Genomic DNA, 20,940 nt, shown 5'->3' with positions numbered 1-20,940 from the left:
AAAGCTGTTTATCCCACTCGTGTCCGCTATACCTCCCCCCGGATTCCCCGAATCTCCCCGCGACTTTTTGGCCAATTGGACGGCCTCGCGCGGTAATCTGCGCAACTTCTTAGAAAATCAGGCGCTGGCCCCCTTGGGCGAGGAAGAACAGCGCGCCGCAGGTGAAGCGGCCGCTGCCGCAGCTTTGGAGGAGTTTGGGCTCGAGCTCGAGGACTTCGCCTCCGGCATCGCCTCCGTCTCCGGTTCTTATGACGCCGCAGGTTCCCAGCGCATTACGGACCAGGATCCGGACGTCCCCGTCGATGTCGGCGCCGCCGCCTTTTTCGACGTAGACAATACCCTCGTTCAGGGTTCCTCCTTGGTGGAATTCGGCTTTGGGCTCGCCCGTCGGCGCTATATCCGCATCTCTGAGATACTCCCAGTGGCCTGGAAACAACTAAAATTCCGCCTCTCTGGCGCGGAGAATGCAAAAGACGTTGCCGATGGCCGCGCGCAGGCGTTGGAGTTTGTCAAAGGCCGCAGCGTGGACGAGCTCATCAATCTCTGCGAGGAAATCGTCGAAGCCTCGCTCGCCCGCCGCGCGTACCCCGGCACCACGCAGCTCGCTGAGATGCACCTGGCCGCCGGCCAACAGGTGTGGCTGGTTACCGCTACCCCAGTCCAGCTCGCGCAGGTCTTGGCGCGTCGCTTCGGTTTTACCGGCGCCCTCGGTACCGTCGCGGAGGTAGAAGACGGCAAATTCACCGGCCGCTTGGTGGGCGATATCCTCCACGGCCCAGGCAAGAAGCACGCCGTGGCCGCCCTCGCTACCATCGAGGGCCTCGATTTGGATCGGTGTACCGCCTACTCCGACTCCGCCAATGACATACCCATGCTCACCATGGTGGGCACCCCCGTGGCCATCAACCCGGACCGCAAGCTGCGCCGCATCGCAGAGGAGCGCGGCTGGATCGTCCGCGACTACCGCTCCATCCGCCGCGCCATCCGCGCCTTTGGCCTCCCAGCGCTTGTCACGGCCGCCTTTTCCTATGGCGGCTGGCGCTATTTCCGGAAGTAACGGCTTTCGGGGCGGAGCGCTCTCCGCATAGGCGCAGCTCCGTTCCTAAAACCAGAAAACCTCCGCCGCCGCGCTAAAGCGCGGTGCGGAGGAATCCTGGGCGGTTGGGTTTACTTACCCAACTTACGACGCTGCACGCGGGTGCGGCGCAGCATCTTGCGGTGCTTCTTCTTGGACATGCGCTTGCGGCGCTTCTTGATGACAGAACCCATAACAGGCGTCCTCACTTTCTTTTAGTACGTACTGTGAACCTGCCGGCGCCTGAAACGACAAAGGTGCACTCTTTGCCACCTTGGCCGCACATATGCGGGCCATCACGGCGTGCCGACACGAATGCGATCTATCCTACCTAGTCCCCAGCGCGTCTCCAAAAGTGACCCCAGCGAGGACCCGCGGAAAAGGAGCGCGCGGTAAAACGAGACAGCGCCCACCACCGCTGACCAAAAGTGGCCAACAGAAGTGGGCGCTGCCTTGAAGGCGCGAGACCCTACGCTCCGTAAACGGATGCCTCGAGGTACTCGTTGACGGCAGACTCGTGAACGCGGAAAGAGCGTCCGACGCGGACTGCCGGCATTTCGCCTGCGTGAACCAAACGGTAGACAGTCATCTTGGAGACGCGCATGATTTCGGCGACCTCCGCGATCGTCAGAAAGGTTCCTTTTTCTTCATTTGCCATAATTATCTAACCCTTCAGCTCGTTACGCGCTGTAGGCTTCCCCTCCCACAGGACTTCACGCACGTGCTCGTTCCAGCCTATCGTGAAACATGTGACTAATGCGACCCAAGTGCCAAATTTTTTCACAGCAGTTGTTCAGTTCACCGCCAAAAGCGCTGCGTAACAACCGCCTCATGGCTCCCGTATGGTCCCCCGCGTGGCAAGAGGTAATACACCCCCACCGCGGGGAACGGGCCGCATTAGGCGGGCTCCTAGCCCAGTTCCTTGGCCTTATCGGAGCATGCCTCGGCGGCGCGGTAGAAGGCGCCACGCAATCCGGACTCTTCCAGCTCGCGCACGGCCGCAGCGGTGGTGCCGCCTGGCGAGGTTACGCCTGCGCGCAGCTGCGTCGCCGAGCGGCCTGAGTTGGCCAGCATATCGCCGGCGCCGGCAGCCGCCTGTGCGGCGAGCTTTTCGGCGATATCGCGGGGTAGGCCGAGCTGCACTCCGGCATCGACAAGCGCCTCCGCCACGAGGAAGAAGTAGGCCGGGGAAGAACCAGCCAGCGCGGTGGCGGCGTCGATGTTCTTTTCCGGAATGACCGCGACCTCACCGACTGCCTCGAGCAGCTCCGTGACACCGTTCATCTGTGCCTCGGTCACGTGCTCACCGGCAGCACAGGTGCACATGCCGCGGCGCACCAGCATCGGCGTATTGGGCATGACGCGCACGACCGGCACGCCCTCGCCCGCGGCGGCCTGCAAGGCCTCCAGGGTCAGCCCAGCGGCCATAGAGACCACCACGGCGTCCTTGGCCGGGTTAATCTCACTCAGCAGGTCCAGGATGGCATAAGGCTTGACGGACGCGAAGATATAATCCGCGCCGTCGACCGCCGCGGCATTATCCGCCGAGACGTTAACGCCATAGTTGCTCTTGAGTTCTTCACCGCGGGAGGCGGTGCGGTTGGTCACCGTGATATCGGAAGCATTAAAACCCGATTCCACAAGACCCGAGGTCAAAGCCTCACCGATTTGTCCTCCACCTAAAATTGCAATCTTTGTCATAGTCTCCACCATGCCAAAAATAACGACACCCGGCTACCTCCATCTAGGAAGCAGCCGGGTGGTTCTCAGCCAGTCGCTGGTTTAAAGCATAACCAAAAGCAGTGGCCCAAAGGTCAATATGAGGCCGGTAATGCCCGCAAGGGACATGGAGAAGCCATCTCGGGCGGTGCGCAGCGCATGCGTAACGCCGGCCATAATTGCGGTCACGCAGAGCGCCAAGATGGCCACGACGACGCGCGGGAAGTTATCCCAAAGCACTTCAAAGCCCTTGAAGATGACGACCGCCAAGACGATCCCCACAACCACCATGATGACGATGGACATGGGGTTGAGCTTCTCGTGCTCTTCGGTGACTTCCTCGTCCCGCACCTGGGACAGCTCGCCGGTATCGTCGGATTTCTTCGCGGTCGCCGCAGGCTTCTGCGTTGGCGCGGCAGACTTGCCCTTGGTTCCAGCGTCCTTGGTGTCCTTAGCATCCTTGGCGCCTGCTGAGTTCTTCGCGTCGGCCTTCGCTCCCGCTGCGCTCGCTGCAGCAGCACCTGCACCGGCGGCAGCGCCAGCTGCTCCCGCCTTTTCCTTGGCGCTGGATTCAGCGGCGTCAGCAGCGTCCTTGCGCTTGTCCTGCGAGGACTGCGACTTATCGATGCGCTGCATCACCGCAGTGTCATCCGCGGACGGCTGATGAGACTTCTTCTCAGCGTCCTTAGCGCTCGCCTTGTCCTCTGGCTCCGACTGCGCAGGCTTCTTTGCCGCCTGCGCGTTTGCCTTCTGTCCTGGGGCAGGCTTGGCCGTCGGCCGCGAGGCAGACCCCGCCGCTGGCTTGGGAGAAGCGGTCGGCTCACTCGGCTTCCCGTTCTGCTTCGGGGCCGGGGACGCGGTGGGGGTACCAGCGGAAGGCTTCTCGGCGGCCGGCTTAGGGGAAGTGGATTTAGGCTGGGATAGCTTTTGCGCAGGCTTGGAACCGGTCGGCTTCGCCGTGGAATCGCTCGCCTGCTGAGCCTTATCCTGTCCGGATTGTTCGTCCTTGGACTTCGGCGCGCGGATGACAGGGGCGTCATCATCGATGGATACGTTGGTGTGCTTCGCCTCAGGCGGGGTGGACTTTACCTTCTTCAGGCTACCGGTGAGCTCGGCAACGGATACGCCGCCTTCATCGAGGCTGCGCCGACGGCGGCGAGAGGTCTTCTCGTCCTTATCCGTGCGGTCCTTCTTATTGCGAGCCAGCAGCTCGGCCACGGTCAACTGTTTTTCGTCAGCCATGATCTCTTCCTATTCCAATCCCTTGTCGGTCCGGCGCAAAATAACACCTTCGCGCAGCGCCCATGGGCAGATTTCCAACTTCTCGATTCCCAGAGCTCGCATGCTTGCCTCGGCAACCAAAGCGCCGGCGACGATTTGGTGCGATCGGTTCGAACTTACACCCTCAAGGTCCGCTCTGTCTGCTGCAGTCATGCGCGTGATGAATGAAATCAACTGGCGCAGGCCCGGCGCGGTCAATGTGCGCTTGACGTATGGCCCTGCAGACGAGGGTGCCGCGCCGGTAAGGCGCGAGAGGGTACGGAAGGTTTTCGAGGTACCCACGGCCAGGCCGGCAGGACCCATCGCCTTCATCTGCGTGACGGCATCCTCGAGCTCCGCATCGATGAAATCGCGCAGCGCACTGACCTTCTTTTTCTCCGGCGGATCGGTATCGAACCAGTTGTGGGTCAGCCGCCCTGCGCCCAGATCGAGCGAGAAAGCCAGGTCAGGGTGTTCATCGGTACCGGTGGATAGCTCTAGGGAGCCACCGCCGATGTCCAAGTTGGTGATGCGCCCGGCGGACCAGCCGTACCAGCGGCGGGCAGCGAGGAAGGTAAGCTGTGCTTCCTCCACGCCCGAGAGGATCTGCAGGCGCACGCCGGTCTGCTTTTCCACCTCATCGAGTACCTCTTCAGAGTTAGGGGCAGAGCGGACCGCGGAGGTCGCGAAGGCGATGAATTCGGAGCACCCGAGTTTGTCACCCAGCTCACTTGCCTCACCCACGGCGGAAACGAGCTTTTTCAGGCCCTTTTCGTGGATGTTTCCCTTCTTATCCAGCTGTTCTACCAGCCGGAGTGGGGTCTTCCAATCGCTCATCGGAGTAGGCCGTCCCCCCATTGCGGCATCGACCGCAACGAGGTGGACGGTATTACTTCCGACGTCTAATACACCTAATCGCACACCCATAGCGTAGTAGGTCTACCGTGGTTAGGTGTGAATCGCCCAAAATCTGACACCGTTTACCTAGGTTTTCCCGCGAGCTCGCCAGCGGCGGCATCGATTAAAGCCGGGCACGAAGAGGCCCCAGATTTTCCGCGGGAGTGGTTCGAATTTACCAACCCAAACGACCCTTACCACGTCTTTTCCATCGATCTGACGTGGGTGGAATCGCACTACAGCTGCCAATTTGGCACGTCGGCGTGCAGGGGCATCGACAAGAGCCAGCCCGATGTGGGCTGCTGCGTGCACGGTGCATATATGGCCGATGAACAAGACCGGGACCAGCTTTACGATGCCGTCTCCCGCATGCCCGCGCGCTACTGGCAGCTGCGCCCAGCGGGGGTAGATGAGTTCCTGGCGCAAGAAAATACCGATGAGTTAGAGCCCTGGCTGGAATGGGACGAGCTCGATGGCGAGGACGGTAAGCCCGAACCGGCGCTGAAAACCCCCATCGTGGATGGCGCCTGCATCTTTGCCAATCGCGCCGGCTGGGAAACGGGGACTGGCTGCGCGCTGCACCAGTGGGCTGTAGATAGCGGCGAGGAGCTGACGGTGGTCAAGCCGGAAGTATGCTGGCAGCTGCCACTGCGGCGCTATGAGGACTACGAGGAGCGCCCCGACGGGCAGGAGATTTTACGCACCACCATCGGCGAATATGACCGCCGCGGTTGGGGCAATGGCGGCGAAGACTTTGATTGGTACTGCTCTACCGATAGCGCCTGCCACGCCAATCCGCTGCCAATGTGGCAATCGCACGAAGACGAGCTCGTCGCGCTCATGGGGCGCGAAAGCTACGATATTTTGGCCGCACAGTGCCAGGCCCGCGCAGAAGCCGCCGAGCACGGCGTACAGCTCACCCAGCACCCAGCCAGCATCAAGGCCGGCTGGTATTAGAGTTTTGGCCGGCGCGCGAGCGCTGGCCGGTGCTAGAGCTCGAATTTATAGCCCAGCCCGCGCACCGTCACCAGGTGCTTCGGGCGGGAGGGGTGCTCCTCAATCTTGGTGCGCAGGCGCTTGATGTGCACGTCTAGCGTCTTAGTATCACCCACGTAATCCGCACCCCAAATGCGATCGATGAGCTGGCCGCGGGTCAGCACGCGCCCGGCATTGCGCAGGAGGTATTCCAGCAGGTCAAACTCCTTGAGTGGCATGGCCACCGGCTCGTCTGCCACGGTGACGATGTGGCGCTCCACATCCATTTTCACGCGGCCGCCGGACAGGATCTGCTCGTCTTCTACCTCGCTGCTCTCCGCGGCATCCGCGCGGGAGGACCGATCGTTGCCGCGGCGTAGCACGGCGCGGATGCGGGCGATGAGCTCGCGGGAGGAATACGGTTTGGTGACGTAATCATCCGCGCCCAGCTCTAGGCCCACGACCTTGTCGATTTCCGCATCGCGCGCGGTGACCATGATGACCGGCACGGAGGAGGTGGCGCGCAGCTGCTTGCACACGTCGGTGCCAGACATGCCGGGCAGCATGAGATCAAGCAGCACGATGTCGATGTCATTTTCGGCGAATTTCTCCAGCGCGGATGGGCCATCGAGGGCGATAATCGGCTCGAAACCTTCCTTGCGGAGTAAGAATGCCAGCGGATCGGCCAGCGACTCTTCATCTTCCACGATGAGAATGGTGGTCATTGTGCTTTATCCTTTCGACGTGCTGCAACGCGTGCTACTGCACGCTGAAGCCCAGGAGCCGCCGCATCGACGGATTCCTTGTCTTCATTATCCTGCAAGTCAGCCTCGTGCGCTGGCTTCTTTTCCTTATATAGGGGCAACTCGATGGTGAAAGTAGAGCCCGTGCCCGGGCGCGACCACAGCTTGATATTGCCCCCGTGGTTGGCCACCACGTGTTTGACAATTGCTAATCCTAGGCCAGTGCCTCCCGTCTGCCGCGACCGGGCTTGGTCAACGCGGAAAAAGCGCTCGAAGACGCGCTTTTGATGCTCCGGCGGGATGCCTATGCCGCGGTCCGTTACCCGGATAAGCACGACGTCATCCCCCACCACTTTCTGCGAGACGGAGACCGGCAATTCCTCCGGCGAATAATTAATCGCGTTGGAAATGAGGTTGGATAGTGCCGTTACCAAAAGGGAACGGTCGCCGTTGACCTGCACGCCTTCTGAAGGCCCTTGGGTCAATTTAATGGAGTGCGCGTCTGCTGCGAGCTGGTTGCGCGAAATAGCCTCGCCAATGAGATCGTCTACGTAGAGCGGTTCCATCTCCGGTAGCGCTTCGGCACCCTGCAGCTTGGACAGGGAGATGAGCTCGCTGACCATATCCGCCATGCGGTTGGCCTCTTTTTGCACTTTGGTACCGAAGTACTTCACGTGCTCTGGATCCTCTGGATCCTGGAGCAGGGCCTCTGCCAGCAGCGCGATGCCACCCACCGGGGTTTTCAGCTCGTGGGAGACGTTGGCCACGAAATCGCGGCGCGCGGATTCCATGCGCACGTTTTCGCTCTCATCGGTGCCGTAGATGATGATAAAGCGGCTATCGTTCAGCGTCAGCGGCTTGATAACGGCCTTGATCTGCGTGACGCGGTGCCCGGTGCGGCGCTTAGGGATGGCCAGGTCCACGGTGCGGGTTTCCTTATCCTCAAAGACCTGCTCCGCGGTCTTCCAAATCTCCGGATTGACGGCGCGATCGTGGACCACGGACATCTCGTGCGCCGCGGGATTGGACAGGATGATTTCCTGATTTCTATCGAGCACCGTCAGCGCCGTGGGAGAGCCTTGAACCGCAAGATGCAGGCCTTGGCTCACGGTAGTGACCTGGTTTGCCTGGGCATCGCTGGCGCGATGGCGGCGTGCCATGCGCTCGCGCACCCGGGAAATTAATGGCAGCGCCACCGCGCAGGCGAGCACCCCCGCGAGAAAGACAAAAATTAATTCCACGTCTTTAAGCCTAACCATTAGAAAGTCCCCAGGGAGCACCTCCCCAGGGACTTATATGCAGCGGTAGGTTACTTGCCACCCTGCGCGGCGACGGCAGCGGCCCCGGCCTCGGCGGCCTCTGGGTCTAGGTAGGTGCCGCCCTCGTTGACCACGGAGCCATCCTCCGCAATCTCGTAGACCAGCGGGATACCGGTCGGAATATTCAGCCCTGCGATGTCATCATCGGAAATGCCATCGAGGTGCTTGACCAACGCGCGCAGGGAGTTGCCGTGCGCTGCGATCATGACGGACTCGCCCTTCTTGGCCCGCGGCAGGATCTCTTCCTCGAAGTAGGGCACGAAGCGCTCGACAACGTCCTTCAGGCACTCCGTCTGTGGGACCTTGTCCAAGTCCGCGTAGCGGGGGTCGTTGGCCTGGGAGTACTCGGCGTCATCGGCAAGCTCGGGCGGGCGCGTGTCATAGGAACGGCGCCATGCCATGAACTGGTCCTCGCCATATTCTTCCTTGGTTTCGGCCTTGTTCAGGCCCTGCAGCGCACCGTAGTGGCGCTCATTGAGGCGCCAGTTGCGGATGACCGGGATCCAGTGGCGGTCGGCTGCGTCCAGCGCGATATTGGCGGTGCGGATGGCGCGGCGCAGCAACGAGGTGTACAGCACGTTGGGCAGGATGCCTTCGTGCGCGAGCAGCTCGCCGCCGCGCTTGGCCTCTGCCTCGCCCTTTTCTGTCAGATCAACATCGACCCAACCGGTAAATTGGTTGGATTCATTCCAGGTGGATTGGCCGTGACGAAGAAGAATCAGTTTTCCGTTAGTCATGCCTCCAGCATGCCACGAAACCGCCCGGCGCGTCAGTGAAGCTAATCTCCCATCGCCCGGCGTTGGTGGCAGTCAGGCACGGGAATCTGCTGGGCTTCGGCATAAATCTCCGTCAACTCTCGGGCCGTGTTGGTCCAGCTAAAGCGCGCGGCATGCGCGACGGCGGCCTCGCCCATGGCGATGCGCCGGGCGTCATCATCAAGCAGCTGGCTCAAGGAATCCGCCCACTCCTGCGGGTCGTGGGACGGTACCAGCAGGCCGGTCTCACCATCGACGACGGCGATGGGCAACCCACCCACGGCCGCAGCGACGACCGGCGTGCCAGAAGCCTGGGCCTCGAGCGCCACCAGGCCAAAGGACTCGTTGTAGCTGGGCACCGCCACAATATCGGCGGCGCGGTACACGCCCACCAGCTCTTCGGGCGGGCGGGGGCCTAAAAAGCGCACGCGCTTTTCGACGCCCAACTCCCGCGCCAGTTCCCTATACGCCTCCGGTGAGGCATTGGCTCCAGATGGTCCACCGCAGATGAGCACCCGAAAATCGCGGGTGGGCTCACGGCGGCAGAGCTCCGCGGCGGTGCGGATGAGCACCTCCGGCCCCTTGAATTTCTGCAGGCGCCCCACAAAGGCCACGACCTTGGTATGCAGCGGGATGCCTAGCTCGCGGCGGGAGCGCTCCGTGTTGCGGTCGGTACCAGGGGTGAAAAGTCCCACGTCGGCACCCGGGGAGACCACGCGAATGATATCGCGCTCGGCATCGTAGTGCTCGGCCAAGTCGCGGGCTTCTTGATCGGTATTGACCACGAGGAGGTCTGCATTGTCCACTAATTGCTGTTCGCAGATGCGCCGCGCCTCTGATTCCACTGTGTCCTCGGCGGTGCGGTAGGCGTTTTTCACCGCGGCCAAAGTGTGGGCGGTGTGGACGAGGGGGATGCCCCACAGATCCCGCAGCAGCCACCCCACTTGGCCAGAAAGCCAATAGTGGGAATGAATAAGGTCATATTTTTTACCCTGCCACTTGGCAAATTGCACCACGCCGCCGGAAAAAGCTGCCAACTGGGTAGGTAGATCTTCTTTTTCTAGCCCCTCAAAGGGTCCGGCCACGATGTTGATCACCCGCAGGTTGGGGGCCACTTCCACGATTTCTTTGTGGCTCGGGCGGGTAGCGCGGGTATAGACATCTACCTCGACGCCAAGCTGGACTAATTGGCAGGCAATATTTAAAACGTAGACGTTCATTCCGCCGGCATCCCCGGAGCCAGGCTGCTCAATGGGGGAGGTATGCATAGAAATCATGGCGATGCGCATGGTGACCCATCTTAGCGGCGCTATACTGGCCCCTGCCAACAACCTACGCTACCGAAAGGTCACGCATTGTCCGCTTATGAATCAAAGGCATGGCTCCAGTATTACCCGGAGTGGACGCCGCACAGCCTCGAATACGGCAACACCACCCTGTTAGACCTGTATGACAATAACCTCGAGGTCAATGGCGATAAGTCAGCCACGTATTTCTTTGGGCGTACCCAAAACTATTCCGAGCTGGACCGCCAAGTGCGCGCCGCCGCTGCGGGACTTAAGGCCTTCGGCGTGCGCCCCGGTGACCGCGTAGCCATCGTCGCCCCCAATAGCCCGCAGTACATCGCGGCCTTTTACGCCATTTTGAAACTCGGCGCCCAGGTAGTGCTACACAACCCGCTTTATACCGCCCACGAGTTGGAAGGCCTGTTCCAAGACCACGGCGCGCGCATCGCCATCGCCTGGGACAAGGCCGCCCCCACCCTGGAGAAGCTGCGGGCTACCACCAACCTGGAAACGGTCGTGTCCATCAACATGATCAACGCCATGCCCACCCTGCAGCGCGCCGCGCTGCGCCTGCCGCTTCCCCCGCTCAAAGCCAAGCGCGAGCAGCTTTCCGCCCCGGCACCTAATACCGTGCCGTGGGAAGCGCTGATTGGTGATGCCATCGGTGGCAACGGCAGCGATATCAAAACGCCGGAGGACATTGATAAGGACACCATCGCGCTGGTGATGTACACCTCCGGCACCACCGGCGCACCCAAGGGTGCGATGCTTTCGCACGGCAACCTCGTGTCCAACCTACTCCAGGGCAAGGCCTGGGTTCCGGGCTTGGGCGATAAGCCAGAGCGCATGCTCGCCGCCCTGCCCTTCTTCCACGCGTACGGCCTGACCATGAACGTCACCTTGGCCCAGCTCATCGGCGGAGAATTGGTCATCTTGCCCGTGCCGCAGATCCCGCTCATCATGCAGCTGATGAAGAAGCACACCCCGACCTGGGTCCCGGGCGTTCCTACCTTGTACGAGCGCATCGTCAAGGCCGCCGAGGAGCAAGAGGTTCCCATCAAGGGCGTGCGCGCAGCTTTCTCCGGCGCATCCACCCTGCCTTCTGAGACCGTTAATAAGTGGGAACACTCCACCGGCGGCTTGCTCGTGGAAGGCTATGGCCTTACCGAGTGCTCGCCCATCATCGTGGGTAACCCCATGAGCACCGACCGCCGCCCCGGCTATGTGGGCATCCCCTTCCCGGATACCGAGGTGCGCATCGCCAACCCCGATAACCTGGATGAGACCCAGCCAGATGGCGTTGAGGGCGAGGTGCTGGCCCGCGGCCCGCAGATTTTCAAGGGCTACCTCAATAACCAGGAAGCCACCGACGCCGCCTTCCACGGCGACTGGTTCCGCACCGGTGACATGGGCATCATGGAAGAAGACGGCTTCATCCGCTTGGTCAGCCGCATCAAGGAAATCATCATCACCGGTGGTTTCAACGTCTACCCAGGCGAGGTCGAAGAAATCCTGCGCGAGCACCCCAGCATCGACGAGGCGGCCGTGGTGGGCCGCCCGCGTGACGATGGCTCCGAGGACGTCGTAGCCTGCCTCGATCTTGCCGATGGCGCCGCGCTCGACCCCGAGGGCCTCAAGGACTACTGCCGCGAGCGCCTGACCCGCTACAAGGTCCCACGCACCTTCTACCATTTTGAGGAGCTGGCCAAGGACCAGATGGGCAAGATCCGCCGCCGCGAGGTGCAAGAAGACCTCATCAACCGCCTCGAAGCGGAGAAGAACTCTTAGAGTTCATACCACCATGCTGCGCACCATCGATACCCCCATTGGCCCGCTGCTGCTCACCGCGGATGCAGACGGGCTATCCCGCGTGGATTTCGGTGCGGTCCAGTCGGGCCACAACGAGGCAAGCAAGGTGCACAGCGGCCAGAGCGGCGAGGAAAATAGGGGCACCGACAAGCGCGGCGCCGCGATCCTCGACGCGGCCGAAGCGCAGCTCGCGGAGTATTTCGCGGGCACCCGCCGCGAGTTCGATCTGCCACTTAATCCAGCGCCGACGACCGAATTTCGCGCCCTGATTCACGCGCAGCTAGACACCATTGGCTACGGCGAGGTCGCAAGCTATGGCGAGCTCGCCGTCGCCGTAGGTCGCCCCGCTGCTACCCGGGCGGTCGGCACCGCCTGCGGTGCCAATCCCCTGCCGATTATCCGGCCCTGCCACCGCGTGCTGCGCAGCGATGGAACGCTTGGCGGTTATGCCGGCGGCCTCAATATCAAGCGTTTTTTGCTGACACTCGAAGAAAACTAGAGGATTTCCTCATGTTCTGGGTATACTCGCCCTTTGTAATATTTTTCTTTAGCAAACGAAAGGGTAGCGCGTGTCTGCATACGAATCCCGGGCCTGGATTAAGCACTACAGCGACTGGACCCCCGCCAAGCTTGATTATGGCGATAAAACCATCGTTGACTACTACGTCAACAACCTCCGCATCAATGCGAATAAGTCCGCTACCTACTTCTTCGGTAATACGCAGAACTACGTGGAATTAGACGCACAGGTGCGCGCCGCCGCAGCGGGCCTTAAGGCCTTTGGCATCCGGCCTGGCGATAGGGTCGCCATCGTCATGCCCAACTGCCCCCAACACGTCGTGGCGTTTTATGCTGTCCAGTTGCTGGGGGCCACCGCGGTGGAGCACAACCCCCTCTACACCGCCCACGAGCTCGAGGGGCTTTTCCAGGACCACGGTGCGCGCGTGGCCATCGCGTGGGATAAGACGGCTCCGACGCTGAATAAGCTGCGCGCCACCACCCCGCTAGAGACCATCATCTCCGTCAACATGATCGACGCGATGCCGCCGCTAAAGCGCCTCGCGCTCCGGATTCCCCTGCCGCCGCTGGCCGCCAAGCGCGAGCAGTTGACCAGCGCGGCCCCGAATACCGTGGCCTGGTCCACGCTTATCGGTTCTGCCATCGGCGGTGACGGCAAGGACCTCGAGATTGCCAAGGTCACGCAGGACGATATCGCGCTTATCCTCTACACCTCCGGCACCACCGGAAAACCCAAGGGCGCGCTGCTTTCGCACGGCAACCTCATCAACAACTGCGTGCAGGGCGAGGCCTGGCTGCCGAATATGGATACCACCGAGCAGCGCTTCCTCGCCGCCTTGCCACTCTTCCACGCCTACGGCATGACCACGTTGTGCGTGCTCAGCATCTACTTCGGCGCCGAGCTCATCTTGGTTCCGTCCCCGCAGATGCCGCTCATCATGGACATCGTTAAGAAGCACACCCCCACCTGGCTGCCGGGCGTGCCCACGCTGTACGAGAAGATAATGGACGCCGCCGAGGACAAGGGCGTGGATCTCACCGGCATCAGCAATGCCTTCTCTGGCGCCGCTACCCTGCCGGTTGATGTGATGGAGCGCTGGGAATCCATGACCGGCGGCCGCCTCGTAGAGGGCTTCGGCATGACGGAGACCTCACCCGTTCTCATTGGCAACCCCATGAACGGCACCCGCCGCCCGGGCTATGTGGGCCTGCCCTTCCCCGATACCGAGGTGCGCATTGGCAATCCGGATAATCTCGATGAAACCCAGCCGGATGGCGAACCGGGAGAGATGCTGGCTCGCGGGCCGCAGATCTTCCAGGGCTATTTCAATAACGAAAAGGCCACCGAGGAGTCCTTCCACAACGGTTGGTTCCGCACCGGCGATATGGCCACCATGGATGAGGACGGCTGGGTCAAGCTGGTCAGCCGCATCAAGGAAATCATCATCACCGGCGGTTTTAATGTCTACCCGGCCGAGGTCGAAGAAGTGGTGCGCAAGCACCCAGACGTCAAGGAGGTCGCCGTGGTGGGACGCCCGCGCAAGGATGGCTCCGAGGACGTCGTCGCCTGCGTCATCCTGCGCGACGGCGCCGTCTTGGACCCAGAAGGCCTCAAGGAGTACTGCCGCGAGCGCCTGACCCGCTACAAGGTTCCGCGCACCTTCTACCACTTTGAGGAGCTGGCTTCGGACCAGCTGGGCAAGGTCCGCCGCCGCATGGTGCAGCAGGATCTCCTCGATCTCCTCAAGCAGAAGGCTTAGTATTAACCACCATGTCAGACCTCGAGTACGACGCCACGCTGACGGATTTCCTCGCCACCGCCGTAGCCAACTTCCCCCACCGTCCCGCCACCTATTTCGGCGGCGAGACCTTAAGCTACGCGGAGCTTGATACCCGCATCGCCGCTGCCGCCGGCGCCCTGCGGGAGATGGGAATCCGCCCCGGCGACCGAGTAGCGCTGGTCTTGCCCAACTCCCCGCAACACCTCATCGCCTTTTTCGCGGTGCTGCGCCTGGGCGCGGTCGTGGTCGAACATAACCCTCAGTACACCGCCCACGAGCTGGCCCCACTCTTTGCCCACCACGGCGCCCGCATCGCCCTGGTCTGGGATCAGGTTGCCGCCGTGGTCAACGGCATGGCCAGCACGGTGATCCCCGTGTCCCTGGAGGCGCCGCTTCCCCTGTCCGGAGCCCCGGTACCCCACCGCGAGTCCGCGCTTGCCGATGCCGCCCTTATCCTCTACACCTCCGGCACCACCGGCCAGCCCAAGGGCGTGCTGCTCACGCACGGCAACCTCGCCGCTAATTGCATCCAATTAGAAGCCCAGGCCGATCTGCGCCCCGGCCACGAGCGTTTCCTCGCCACGTTGCCGATGTTCCACTCCTATGGGCTGACCATGAGCGTATTGCTCGCGGTGCGCTGCGCCGCCGAGATCATCCTGTTGCCCTCCCCGCGTCCGGCGGCCGTCGTCAGCGCCTTAGCGCAGCGTCGGCCGACGTGGATGCCGGGTGTTCCCACCATTTATGAGCGCGCCATGGACGAGCAGGCCGCTGAAGCAGCCGCAGATTTGGGCGGGGTGCGCTACGCCATTTCCGGGGCGGCATCGCTGCCCGCGCGCATCATCGAGCCCTGGCAAGACCGCAGCGGCGGCATGCTCGTCGAGGGCTACGGGCTCACGGAGGCTTCCCCCGTGCTGACCATTAATCCGCTTGGTGAGGGTCGGCGCGTGGGGACCATCGGCAAGCCGCTTGCCGATACCGAACTGCGCATCGGGGATCCCGATGACCTAGACCGCAGCCAACCCGATGGCACCCCCGGCGAGATACTTGCCCGCGGGCCCCAGGTTTTTGCAGGCTACCTCGGCAATCCAGCCGCCACGCGGGAGGCATTCCACGGCGATTGGCTGCGCACCGGCGATATGGGCGTGCGCGAGGCCGATGGCCATTTCCGGCTGGTGGGCAGGATTAAAGAGGTCATCATCACCGGTGGTTTTAATGTCTTTCCCAGCGAGGTGGAACATGCGTTGTTGAGCCACCCCGCGATAAGCCAAGCCGCGGTGGCCGGCGTCCCGCGCGTCGATGGTTCCGAGGACGTCGCCGCCTGCCTGGTGCTCCACCCCGGCGCCACCTTCGACGCGGAAGCGCTGCGCGAGCACTGCCGCGGCCTCTTGGCCCGCTATAAGGTCCCGCGCCATTTCGTGGTGCAAGAAGAATTGCCGACCGACCAATTGGGCAAGCTGCGCCGCCGCCAGGTACAGGAAATCTTGATGGCGGAGGTTGCTTCCCGCTAACTCGCGGCGGGAGAAACTACTTCCCGGCGCGGGTGCGGTGCTCGCTGCGGGTGCGGTGCTCGCTGCGGGCGGCACCAGCGAAGATGCGCCCCGAGCGCTCCTCTAGCTTCTGTTTCGCCCGCACCTGCTGTTGTGCCGCGAATTCGGAGCGCGGCGGGGCCTGAATATAGCGCTCGGCATGCAGCCCCAGCTGCAGCTCCTTGGCACGCAGGACCTCCGCATCGATCTTGATGCCCAAAATCAGCATCGTATTGGACAGCCAGACGGTCATAAATACCGCCATGACCGTACCGAATGCCCCGTAAATGCTCACCCCTGCCAGGTACTTGATGTAGAGGGAAAATGCGCCCCACACCACCAGGTTCGTCAGCAGCGCTACCACCGAACCCAAGGTGATCCACCGGAAGCGGCTGGGCCGAACGTTCGGCGCAAAGTGGTACCACACGGCAATGAGCGCCAGCGCCACCACGACCGTTATAGGGAAGCGCAACCAATTCCACACGGGCATAAAAATGCTGCCGATAAAGTCCACGGTGCCGTGCAGCCCCAGCCGGAGCGCCACGGGCTCGATGACGCTGTCCACGACGGTATCGCGCAATAAATTGGCACACAGCACCACCACCGCGCCGATGACTAGGACCACGGTAATGGCCCACATCAATGCCCATGTGCGAATGGTTCCGCGTCCTTCCACCCGGCCGTAGACCGTATTGGCGGTACGCGAGAAGGCCCGCACATACGCCGAGGCGGCAAAGAGCGAAATCACTACAGAGACCACCAACGCAAACGTGCCCTGCCTCGTGGAACCGATAATGGAGCTGACAATGTTGCCGGCCTCCTCCGCCATGGAGCGTGGCACGTAGGTATCGATGAATTGCGCGGTCAGCGCCTCCACCTCTCCCCGGCGCGAAGAAAAGATCAGCGTGGCAATGGAATAGGCCGCCAGGACGGTGGGCGCGAATGCCATGAGGGTGAAGTAGGTCATCGCGGCGGCGCGGTCCATTAAGGCATCGTGGAAAAAATCGGCCCACACGCGCCGCATGACCAAGCCCCAGCTGTCCTTGCGCAGGCGGTTGCCGCGCGCCCAAGGATCGACATCGGCGGCGGGGCTTTCCACGGTGACCAAGGTGGTAACGGTGCTTGGCGCGATCTTTTGCTGTTGGGCAGCCTGCTTCCGGGCTGGCTTGCTGCCGGTTGCGGGGGCATCGTCCAAGGCACTCATAGTTACGCAGCGTATGCGGCTTAAGAATCTATTCTGGGAAGTGACACTCGCAACGATTAGGCTGGGGACTATGACTGAACAGAACCAAGAGAAGATTAACGTCAAGTCCTTCGAGCTCGACCACCGCCTCGTCAGCGCGCCTTATATCCGCGTGGCTGACCGCACCGATTTGGGCGGCGGCGTGGAAATTATCAAGTATGACCTGCGCTTCTGCCAGCCTAATAAGGAGCACTTGGACACGGAGGCGCTGCACTCCGTGGAGCACATGATGGCCAACTTTATGCGCAACTACACCGATAAGCTCATCGGTTTCGCTCCTATGGGCTGCCGCACCGGCTTCTACGCCATTACCAACGGCATGGAGCAGGATGAATTGCTGCGCGCCGTTGAGGGTGCGCTCAACGATATCCTCACCGCCACCGAGGTTCCCGCCGCCAACGAAGAGCAGTGCGGTTGGGGCGCGCACCACAGCTTGAAGGGCGCACAGGATGCAGCCCGCAAGTTCTTGGATGCCAAGCCGGAGTGGCTCGAGGTCATGGCTGCCTAAGGCTGCGCCGGGCACTTTTCCGGGGCGGCTTTTGCGCCGCCCGCGCCGCCCGCAAGCAACACATACGTCCAAAACAACCGCGTTTCGCCAAAAATGAGGGCGAATTTTAGAAGAACGCGGTTGTTTTGGACGTTTTTATGTGCGCGCGGCCTAGTCCTCGTCCATGGATACGCCCAGCCACACCGGCTCGGGAACGAGCTCAACGCCAAATGCTTCGCGCACGCCATCGCGGATCGTGCGGGCCAGCGCGACGATGTCGGCGGCGCTCGCGTTTCCGCGATTGGTCAGCGCCAGGGTGTGCTTGGTGGATAGCGTTGCCGGCCCGGAGCCGGGGTAGCCCTTCGTGAACCCAGCGTTATCAATAAGCCAGGCGGCCGATAGCTTCTCGCGCAGGGACGATTCGCCCTGTGCTGGAGCGGTGGCGGGGTGGCGGGGCATGCGGTCGGCGGGGGCATCGCCAAGCGTGGCCCGCACCTTGTCCTGGATGGCGTCAGCGACGCTGGACTCGACCACGGGGTTGGTGAAGAAGGAGCCGGCGGACCAAGTGTCGTGGTCGGCGGCATCGAGCACCATGCCCTTGCCGCGGCGCAGGGCGAGGACCTCCTCGCGGACCTGGGCAACGGGGCGGCGCTCACCGGGGTTATCGGTAAGCTGGCCAAAGCGCAGGGGGCGCGACAGACCGTCCGTGGTCAATTGCAATTCGACCTCGAGCACCACCGCGCGGCCGGTGAATTTCAGGTTGGAATAGCGGTAGGCCAAATCAAGGTCGGAGACGGGAACCCACTCATCGGCATCGGTGCGCAGGTTATACAGGCGCACGCGGGTCAAGACCTCAGAAATCTCGGCGCCATAGGCGCCCACGTTTTGTACGGGCACCGCACCCACCGTGCCGGGGATTCCGGAAAGGCACTCGATGCCACCCAGGGACTGTGCCACGGATTCCGCCACGACCTCGTCCCATACCACACCGGATTGGGCTCGCACGAGGCCGGTCTCGGTATCCATGTCCACCGCGGCAAAGTCGAGGACAACGGCGACCACGTCTACCTCGCCATCAGAAACCAGCAGGTTGGAACCGCCGCCGACCACGATGAAAGGGATTTTTTCTTTCTCGAGGTACCGCAGTGCCGCAACCGCTGCTTCAGGCCGCGAACAACGCAACGTGACCCGCGGCTTTCCCCCCACGCGCAAGGTGGTGAGATCGGCAAAGCTCGCCGTGGGATCCACGTCTACGCCGTCGATTGCTGTGAGTTGTTGCGTCAAAAATTTATCAAGCACGTATACCAAGGTAGTCTGTTAAGCATGTCAACTCGTAGTGAAAACACCGTAACCATCAATCAGCCTATCGACATGGTTCACAAGGCGCTGCTCACCCAGGGATACTGGGAGTACATCGTGGCAAACCTTTCCCCTGAGGCAGGCCAGGTTCACGATTTCTCCGATAACGTAGCAACGCTCTACGAGGTTCTTCCGACCACCCTCTTGCCAGAGGCAGTGCGCGCCATGGTCTCGCAGGATCTCAAGGTCAAGCGCGTGGTCACCGTGGGCGAGCTCAACGGCCAGGCCGCTGACGTCAACTACACCGCAGACGTCAAGGGCACCCCGGTGGACTTCAAGGGCGATATTTCCCTGGCCGGCGAGGGTGAGATGACCAAGCTGACCTACACCAACGAGATCTCCGTGAAGATCCCGATGATGGGCGCAGCCATCGAGCCAAAGGTGGGCGAATCCCTCTCGGAGCTCTTTGATAACGAGGGCAAGCTGACCGAACAGTGGATTTCTGAAAAATCCTAAGGCATCCCAGCCTTAGCATCCACCGATTCCCATGGCCGACCACGCTCATAACCTGCGCGCCAGCGCAGCAGCGGGTCGGCCTTTTGGCGTTATTACCCGCGGCACCACCAACTACAACCGGCTGCGGCGCTGCGATAGGTGGATGATGGCGCACCCGGAAATCTCGGCGTTGCTGCGCCACGTGCGCACCCCGCTCGCGCTCGACGTGGGCTATGGCGCCTCCCATACCACCACCGTGGAGTGGGCGCGGTGGCTGCGCCGCATCAACCCCCGCGTGGATGTGCGCGGGCTGGAAATCCACCCGGACAGGGTGCTGCCGCCACGCGATGGCGTGCGCTTTGAGCTGGGCGGATTTGAGCTGGCGGGCTACCGGCCGCAGGTGGTGCGCGCCTTTAATGTGCTGCGCCAATACGATGTGGACCAGGTTGCGGAGGCCTGGCAAACGGTGTGTTCCCGCCTGGCTCCTGGCGGGTTCTTCGTGGAGGGTACCTGCGATGAACTGGGCCGGCGCGCGGCGTGGATCCTGCTCGATCAGCATGGCCCAAAGACGTTGACGCTCGCATGGGATCCTTTCGACGTGACCCGCCCCTCTGATGTGGCCGAGCGCCTGCCCAAGGTGCTCATCCACCGCAATGTGCCCGGCGAGCCCATCCACGAGCTCCTGCAAGCCGCTGATAGGGCCTGGGATCGCGCCGCCGGGTGGGCCCCGCACGGCCCGCGGGTGCGGTGGCGCATGGCACACGCCTTGCTTGCCGATGCCCCTTTTAACCTCCAGCCTCCCCGCCGCCGGCTGCGCGATAATACGCTCACTGTGAGCTGGGAGAGCATCGCGCCCCGCTAATATCCAGCACACATTGCCACCGGCCGCCTCATGCGCCACACTGGTAGTCATGGCTGCAAAGAAATCGGGCGGATCGCTCGCTTGGAAAATTGTCGTAGGCGTCCTCGTAGCGCTGCTTATTATCATCCTCATCGCCGAGTTTGGCCTGCGCTGGTTCATTGGTAATCAGATGACCGAGGAGTTTAAAAATAGCGCCAAAGAAGAAGGCATCGAGGCAACGGAAGATCCCTCGGTAAGCTTTGGCGGCAGCCCCCTCCTCTTTGGCCTGCTGAGCGGCTCGATTTCCCAGATGGATATGACCACGCCGTCGACCCTGCAGATCGAAGGATCGCAGATCAAAGGCCAACCGGCCTCCGAAATCCACGTGGAGGATATGTCGACGGATACGGATAACCCCGTGGCCGGCTCCCTCCGCGCCACCACCACCGTCCCGGATGACTATCTGCTGGCTAGCTTCCAAAAAGGAATCTCAGACCAATCCGGCAGCGACACCGTTGGGAATATGGTGGTCACTGAAATTACCGCGAATGACCAGAGCGACGAGCTGGAAGTGAAATTCGGCGGCGGTTTGGCTAGCCTTTCGCTCAAGCCCATTGCCCGCGACGGCAAGCTGGAGATCAATGCCACCGAGGCCGCTATCTTTGGCCTCTCGCTGCCTGAGCAAGCAACCAGTTCCATTTCAGAGGCGCTGCAGGAAGGCATGTCCGATGAGCTCATCGCCAAGGACTTGCAGGTCGAATCCGTGGATGTGGGCGATGGCAAGGTCACTCTCACCTTTACGGGCACCGATGTCCCATTGAAGGATTTGGAACACTTCTCAGACGAAAGCGGCGAACAGAAGAAGGCCGCCTAAAGGCATCGGCCGACCTTGGGAGCGGCGGCCTAGGCAG

21 protein-coding genes are annotated in these 20,940 nt (G+C 62.0%); 10 read left to right on the top strand and 11 right to left on the bottom strand.

What is annotated here, in order from left to right; all coding sequences use genetic code 11:
* Positions 1 to 19: 19 nt before the first annotated feature.
* The gene (locus tag HMPREF1257_RS07930; protein WP_023025098.1) at positions 20 to 1,057 is read left to right on the top strand and encodes an HAD family phosphatase; all 1,038 of its coding nucleotides are present in this window, start codon (positions 20 to 22) and stop codon (positions 1,055 to 1,057) included.
* 110 nt (positions 1,058 to 1,167) lie between these two features.
* On the opposite strand, the gene HMPREF1257_RS11940 is transcribed toward HMPREF1257_RS07930, so the two are convergent.
* The 5 genes from HMPREF1257_RS11940 to HMPREF1257_RS07910 form a co-directional block, all read right to left on the bottom strand.
* The gene (locus tag HMPREF1257_RS11940; RefSeq protein ID WP_003855542.1) at positions 1,168 to 1,269 is read right to left on the bottom strand and encodes a 30S ribosomal protein bS22; all 102 of its coding nucleotides are present in this window, start codon (positions 1,267 to 1,269) and stop codon (positions 1,168 to 1,170) included.
* 275 nt (positions 1,270 to 1,544) lie between these two features.
* Positions 1,545 to 1,733, bottom strand: a complete 189-nt coding sequence (locus tag HMPREF1257_RS07925) for a helix-turn-helix domain-containing protein (protein ID WP_005276651.1) — start codon at positions 1,731 to 1,733, stop codon at positions 1,545 to 1,547.
* Positions 1,734 to 1,984: 251 nt separating this feature from the next.
* Positions 1,985 to 2,776 (bottom strand): pyrroline-5-carboxylate reductase, encoded by a 792-nt coding sequence (gene proC, locus HMPREF1257_RS07920; protein WP_023025097.1) that lies wholly within the window; start codon positions 2,774 to 2,776, stop codon positions 1,985 to 1,987.
* Between the two features lie 81 nt (positions 2,777 to 2,857).
* Positions 2,858 to 4,036 carry a hypothetical protein gene (locus HMPREF1257_RS07915; protein WP_023025096.1) on the bottom strand — a complete coding sequence of 393 codons (1,179 nt, stop codon included), beginning with the start codon at positions 4,034 to 4,036 and terminating at the stop codon, positions 2,858 to 2,860.
* 9 nt (positions 4,037 to 4,045) lie between these two features.
* Complete coding sequence (locus HMPREF1257_RS07910) at positions 4,046 to 4,975, bottom strand: Ppx/GppA phosphatase family protein (RefSeq protein WP_198010509.1); 930 nt, start codon at positions 4,973 to 4,975, stop codon at positions 4,046 to 4,048.
* Positions 4,976 to 5,008: 33 nt separating this feature from the next.
* Here HMPREF1257_RS07910 and HMPREF1257_RS07905 point away from each other — a divergent pair, with 33 nt between their 5' ends.
* On the top strand, positions 5,009 to 5,908 hold the full coding sequence (locus HMPREF1257_RS07905; protein WP_023025094.1) for a hypothetical protein: 900 nt from the start codon (positions 5,009 to 5,011) through the stop codon (positions 5,906 to 5,908).
* Positions 5,909 to 5,940: 32 nt separating this feature from the next.
* On the opposite strand, the gene HMPREF1257_RS07900 is transcribed toward HMPREF1257_RS07905, so the two are convergent.
* The 4 genes from HMPREF1257_RS07900 to mshA all read right to left on the bottom strand — a co-directional run bounded on the left by HMPREF1257_RS07900 (position 5,941) and on the right by mshA (position 10,032).
* Positions 5,941 to 6,651, bottom strand: a complete 711-nt coding sequence (locus tag HMPREF1257_RS07900; protein ID WP_023025093.1) for a response regulator transcription factor — start codon at positions 6,649 to 6,651, stop codon at positions 5,941 to 5,943.
* Positions 6,648 to 7,910 carry a sensor histidine kinase gene (locus HMPREF1257_RS07895; protein ID WP_369707602.1) on the bottom strand — a complete coding sequence of 421 codons (1,263 nt, stop codon included), beginning with the start codon at positions 7,908 to 7,910 and terminating at the stop codon, positions 6,648 to 6,650. The genes HMPREF1257_RS07900 and HMPREF1257_RS07895 overlap by 4 nt, the downstream gene beginning before the upstream one ends.
* Positions 7,911 to 7,978: 68 nt before the next feature.
* On the bottom strand, positions 7,979 to 8,725 hold the full coding sequence (locus HMPREF1257_RS07890) for a phosphoglyceromutase (protein ID WP_023025091.1): 747 nt from the start codon (positions 8,723 to 8,725) through the stop codon (positions 7,979 to 7,981).
* A gap of 41 nt (positions 8,726 to 8,766) precedes the next feature.
* The gene (gene mshA / locus HMPREF1257_RS07885; protein WP_023025090.1) at positions 8,767 to 10,032 is read right to left on the bottom strand and encodes a D-inositol-3-phosphate glycosyltransferase; all 1,266 of its coding nucleotides are present in this window, start codon (positions 10,030 to 10,032) and stop codon (positions 8,767 to 8,769) included.
* 66 nt (positions 10,033 to 10,098) lie between these two features.
* On the opposite strand from mshA, the gene HMPREF1257_RS07880 reads away from it, so the two are divergent.
* The 4 genes from HMPREF1257_RS07880 to HMPREF1257_RS07865 all read left to right on the top strand — a co-directional run bounded on the left by HMPREF1257_RS07880 (position 10,099) and on the right by HMPREF1257_RS07865 (position 15,646).
* Positions 10,099 to 11,817 (top strand): long-chain-fatty-acid--CoA ligase, encoded by a 1,719-nt coding sequence (locus tag HMPREF1257_RS07880; protein WP_023025089.1) that lies wholly within the window; start codon positions 10,099 to 10,101, stop codon positions 11,815 to 11,817.
* A gap of 13 nt (positions 11,818 to 11,830) precedes the next feature.
* Positions 11,831 to 12,337, top strand: coding sequence for a methylated-DNA--[protein]-cysteine S-methyltransferase (locus tag HMPREF1257_RS07875; RefSeq protein ID WP_023025088.1), 507 nt, complete (start codon positions 11,831 to 11,833; stop codon positions 12,335 to 12,337).
* A gap of 70 nt (positions 12,338 to 12,407) precedes the next feature.
* Positions 12,408 to 14,117, top strand: coding sequence for a long-chain-fatty-acid--CoA ligase (locus HMPREF1257_RS07870; protein WP_023025087.1), 1,710 nt, complete (start codon positions 12,408 to 12,410; stop codon positions 14,115 to 14,117).
* An 11-nt stretch (positions 14,118 to 14,128) separates the two neighbouring features.
* Positions 14,129 to 15,646, top strand: a complete 1,518-nt coding sequence (locus HMPREF1257_RS07865; RefSeq protein WP_023025086.1) for an AMP-binding protein — start codon at positions 14,129 to 14,131, stop codon at positions 15,644 to 15,646.
* A 16-nt stretch (positions 15,647 to 15,662) separates the two neighbouring features.
* Here the strand turns inward: HMPREF1257_RS07865 and HMPREF1257_RS07860 are convergent, their stop codons facing one another.
* Positions 15,663 to 16,868, bottom strand: coding sequence for a YihY/virulence factor BrkB family protein (locus HMPREF1257_RS07860; protein WP_023025085.1), 1,206 nt, complete (start codon positions 16,866 to 16,868; stop codon positions 15,663 to 15,665).
* A 70-nt stretch (positions 16,869 to 16,938) separates the two neighbouring features.
* On the opposite strand from HMPREF1257_RS07860, the gene HMPREF1257_RS07855 reads away from it, so the two are divergent.
* A complete protein-coding gene (locus HMPREF1257_RS07855) occupies positions 16,939 to 17,415 on the top strand; it encodes an S-ribosylhomocysteine lyase (protein WP_023025084.1) in 477 nt (158 codons plus the stop codon).
* A 150-nt stretch (positions 17,416 to 17,565) separates the two neighbouring features.
* Here the strand turns inward: HMPREF1257_RS07855 and HMPREF1257_RS07850 are convergent, their stop codons facing one another.
* Positions 17,566 to 18,693 carry a UDP-N-acetylmuramate dehydrogenase gene (locus tag HMPREF1257_RS07850; RefSeq protein WP_023025083.1) on the bottom strand — a complete coding sequence of 376 codons (1,128 nt, stop codon included), beginning with the start codon at positions 18,691 to 18,693 and terminating at the stop codon, positions 17,566 to 17,568.
* Positions 18,694 to 18,717: 24 nt separating this feature from the next.
* Between HMPREF1257_RS07850 and HMPREF1257_RS07845 the strand changes: the two genes are divergently transcribed.
* Genes HMPREF1257_RS07845 through HMPREF1257_RS07835 form a run of 3 tightly spaced genes read left to right on the top strand, consistent with a single transcriptional unit; the run spans position 18,718 to position 20,903 of the window.
* Complete coding sequence (locus HMPREF1257_RS07845; RefSeq protein WP_023025082.1) at positions 18,718 to 19,209, top strand: DUF2505 domain-containing protein; 492 nt, start codon at positions 18,718 to 18,720, stop codon at positions 19,207 to 19,209.
* A 31-nt stretch (positions 19,210 to 19,240) separates the two neighbouring features.
* Positions 19,241 to 20,050: a hypothetical protein gene (locus tag HMPREF1257_RS07840; RefSeq protein ID WP_023025081.1), complete on the top strand. Its 810-nt coding sequence runs from the start codon at positions 19,241 to 19,243 to the stop codon at positions 20,048 to 20,050.
* Between the two features lie 49 nt (positions 20,051 to 20,099).
* Complete coding sequence (locus HMPREF1257_RS07835; RefSeq protein ID WP_023025080.1) at positions 20,100 to 20,903, top strand: DUF2993 domain-containing protein; 804 nt, start codon at positions 20,100 to 20,102, stop codon at positions 20,901 to 20,903.
* Positions 20,904 to 20,940: the final 37 nt, after the last annotated feature.

Origin of the sequence: Corynebacterium sp. KPL1814 (genome assembly GCF_000478175.1) — a bacterium.
Classification (GTDB): Bacteria; Actinomycetota; Actinomycetes; order Mycobacteriales; family Mycobacteriaceae; genus Corynebacterium.
The sequence above is the reverse complement of the archived record's forward strand: the minus strand, read 5'-3'. Positions and strand labels throughout refer to the sequence as shown.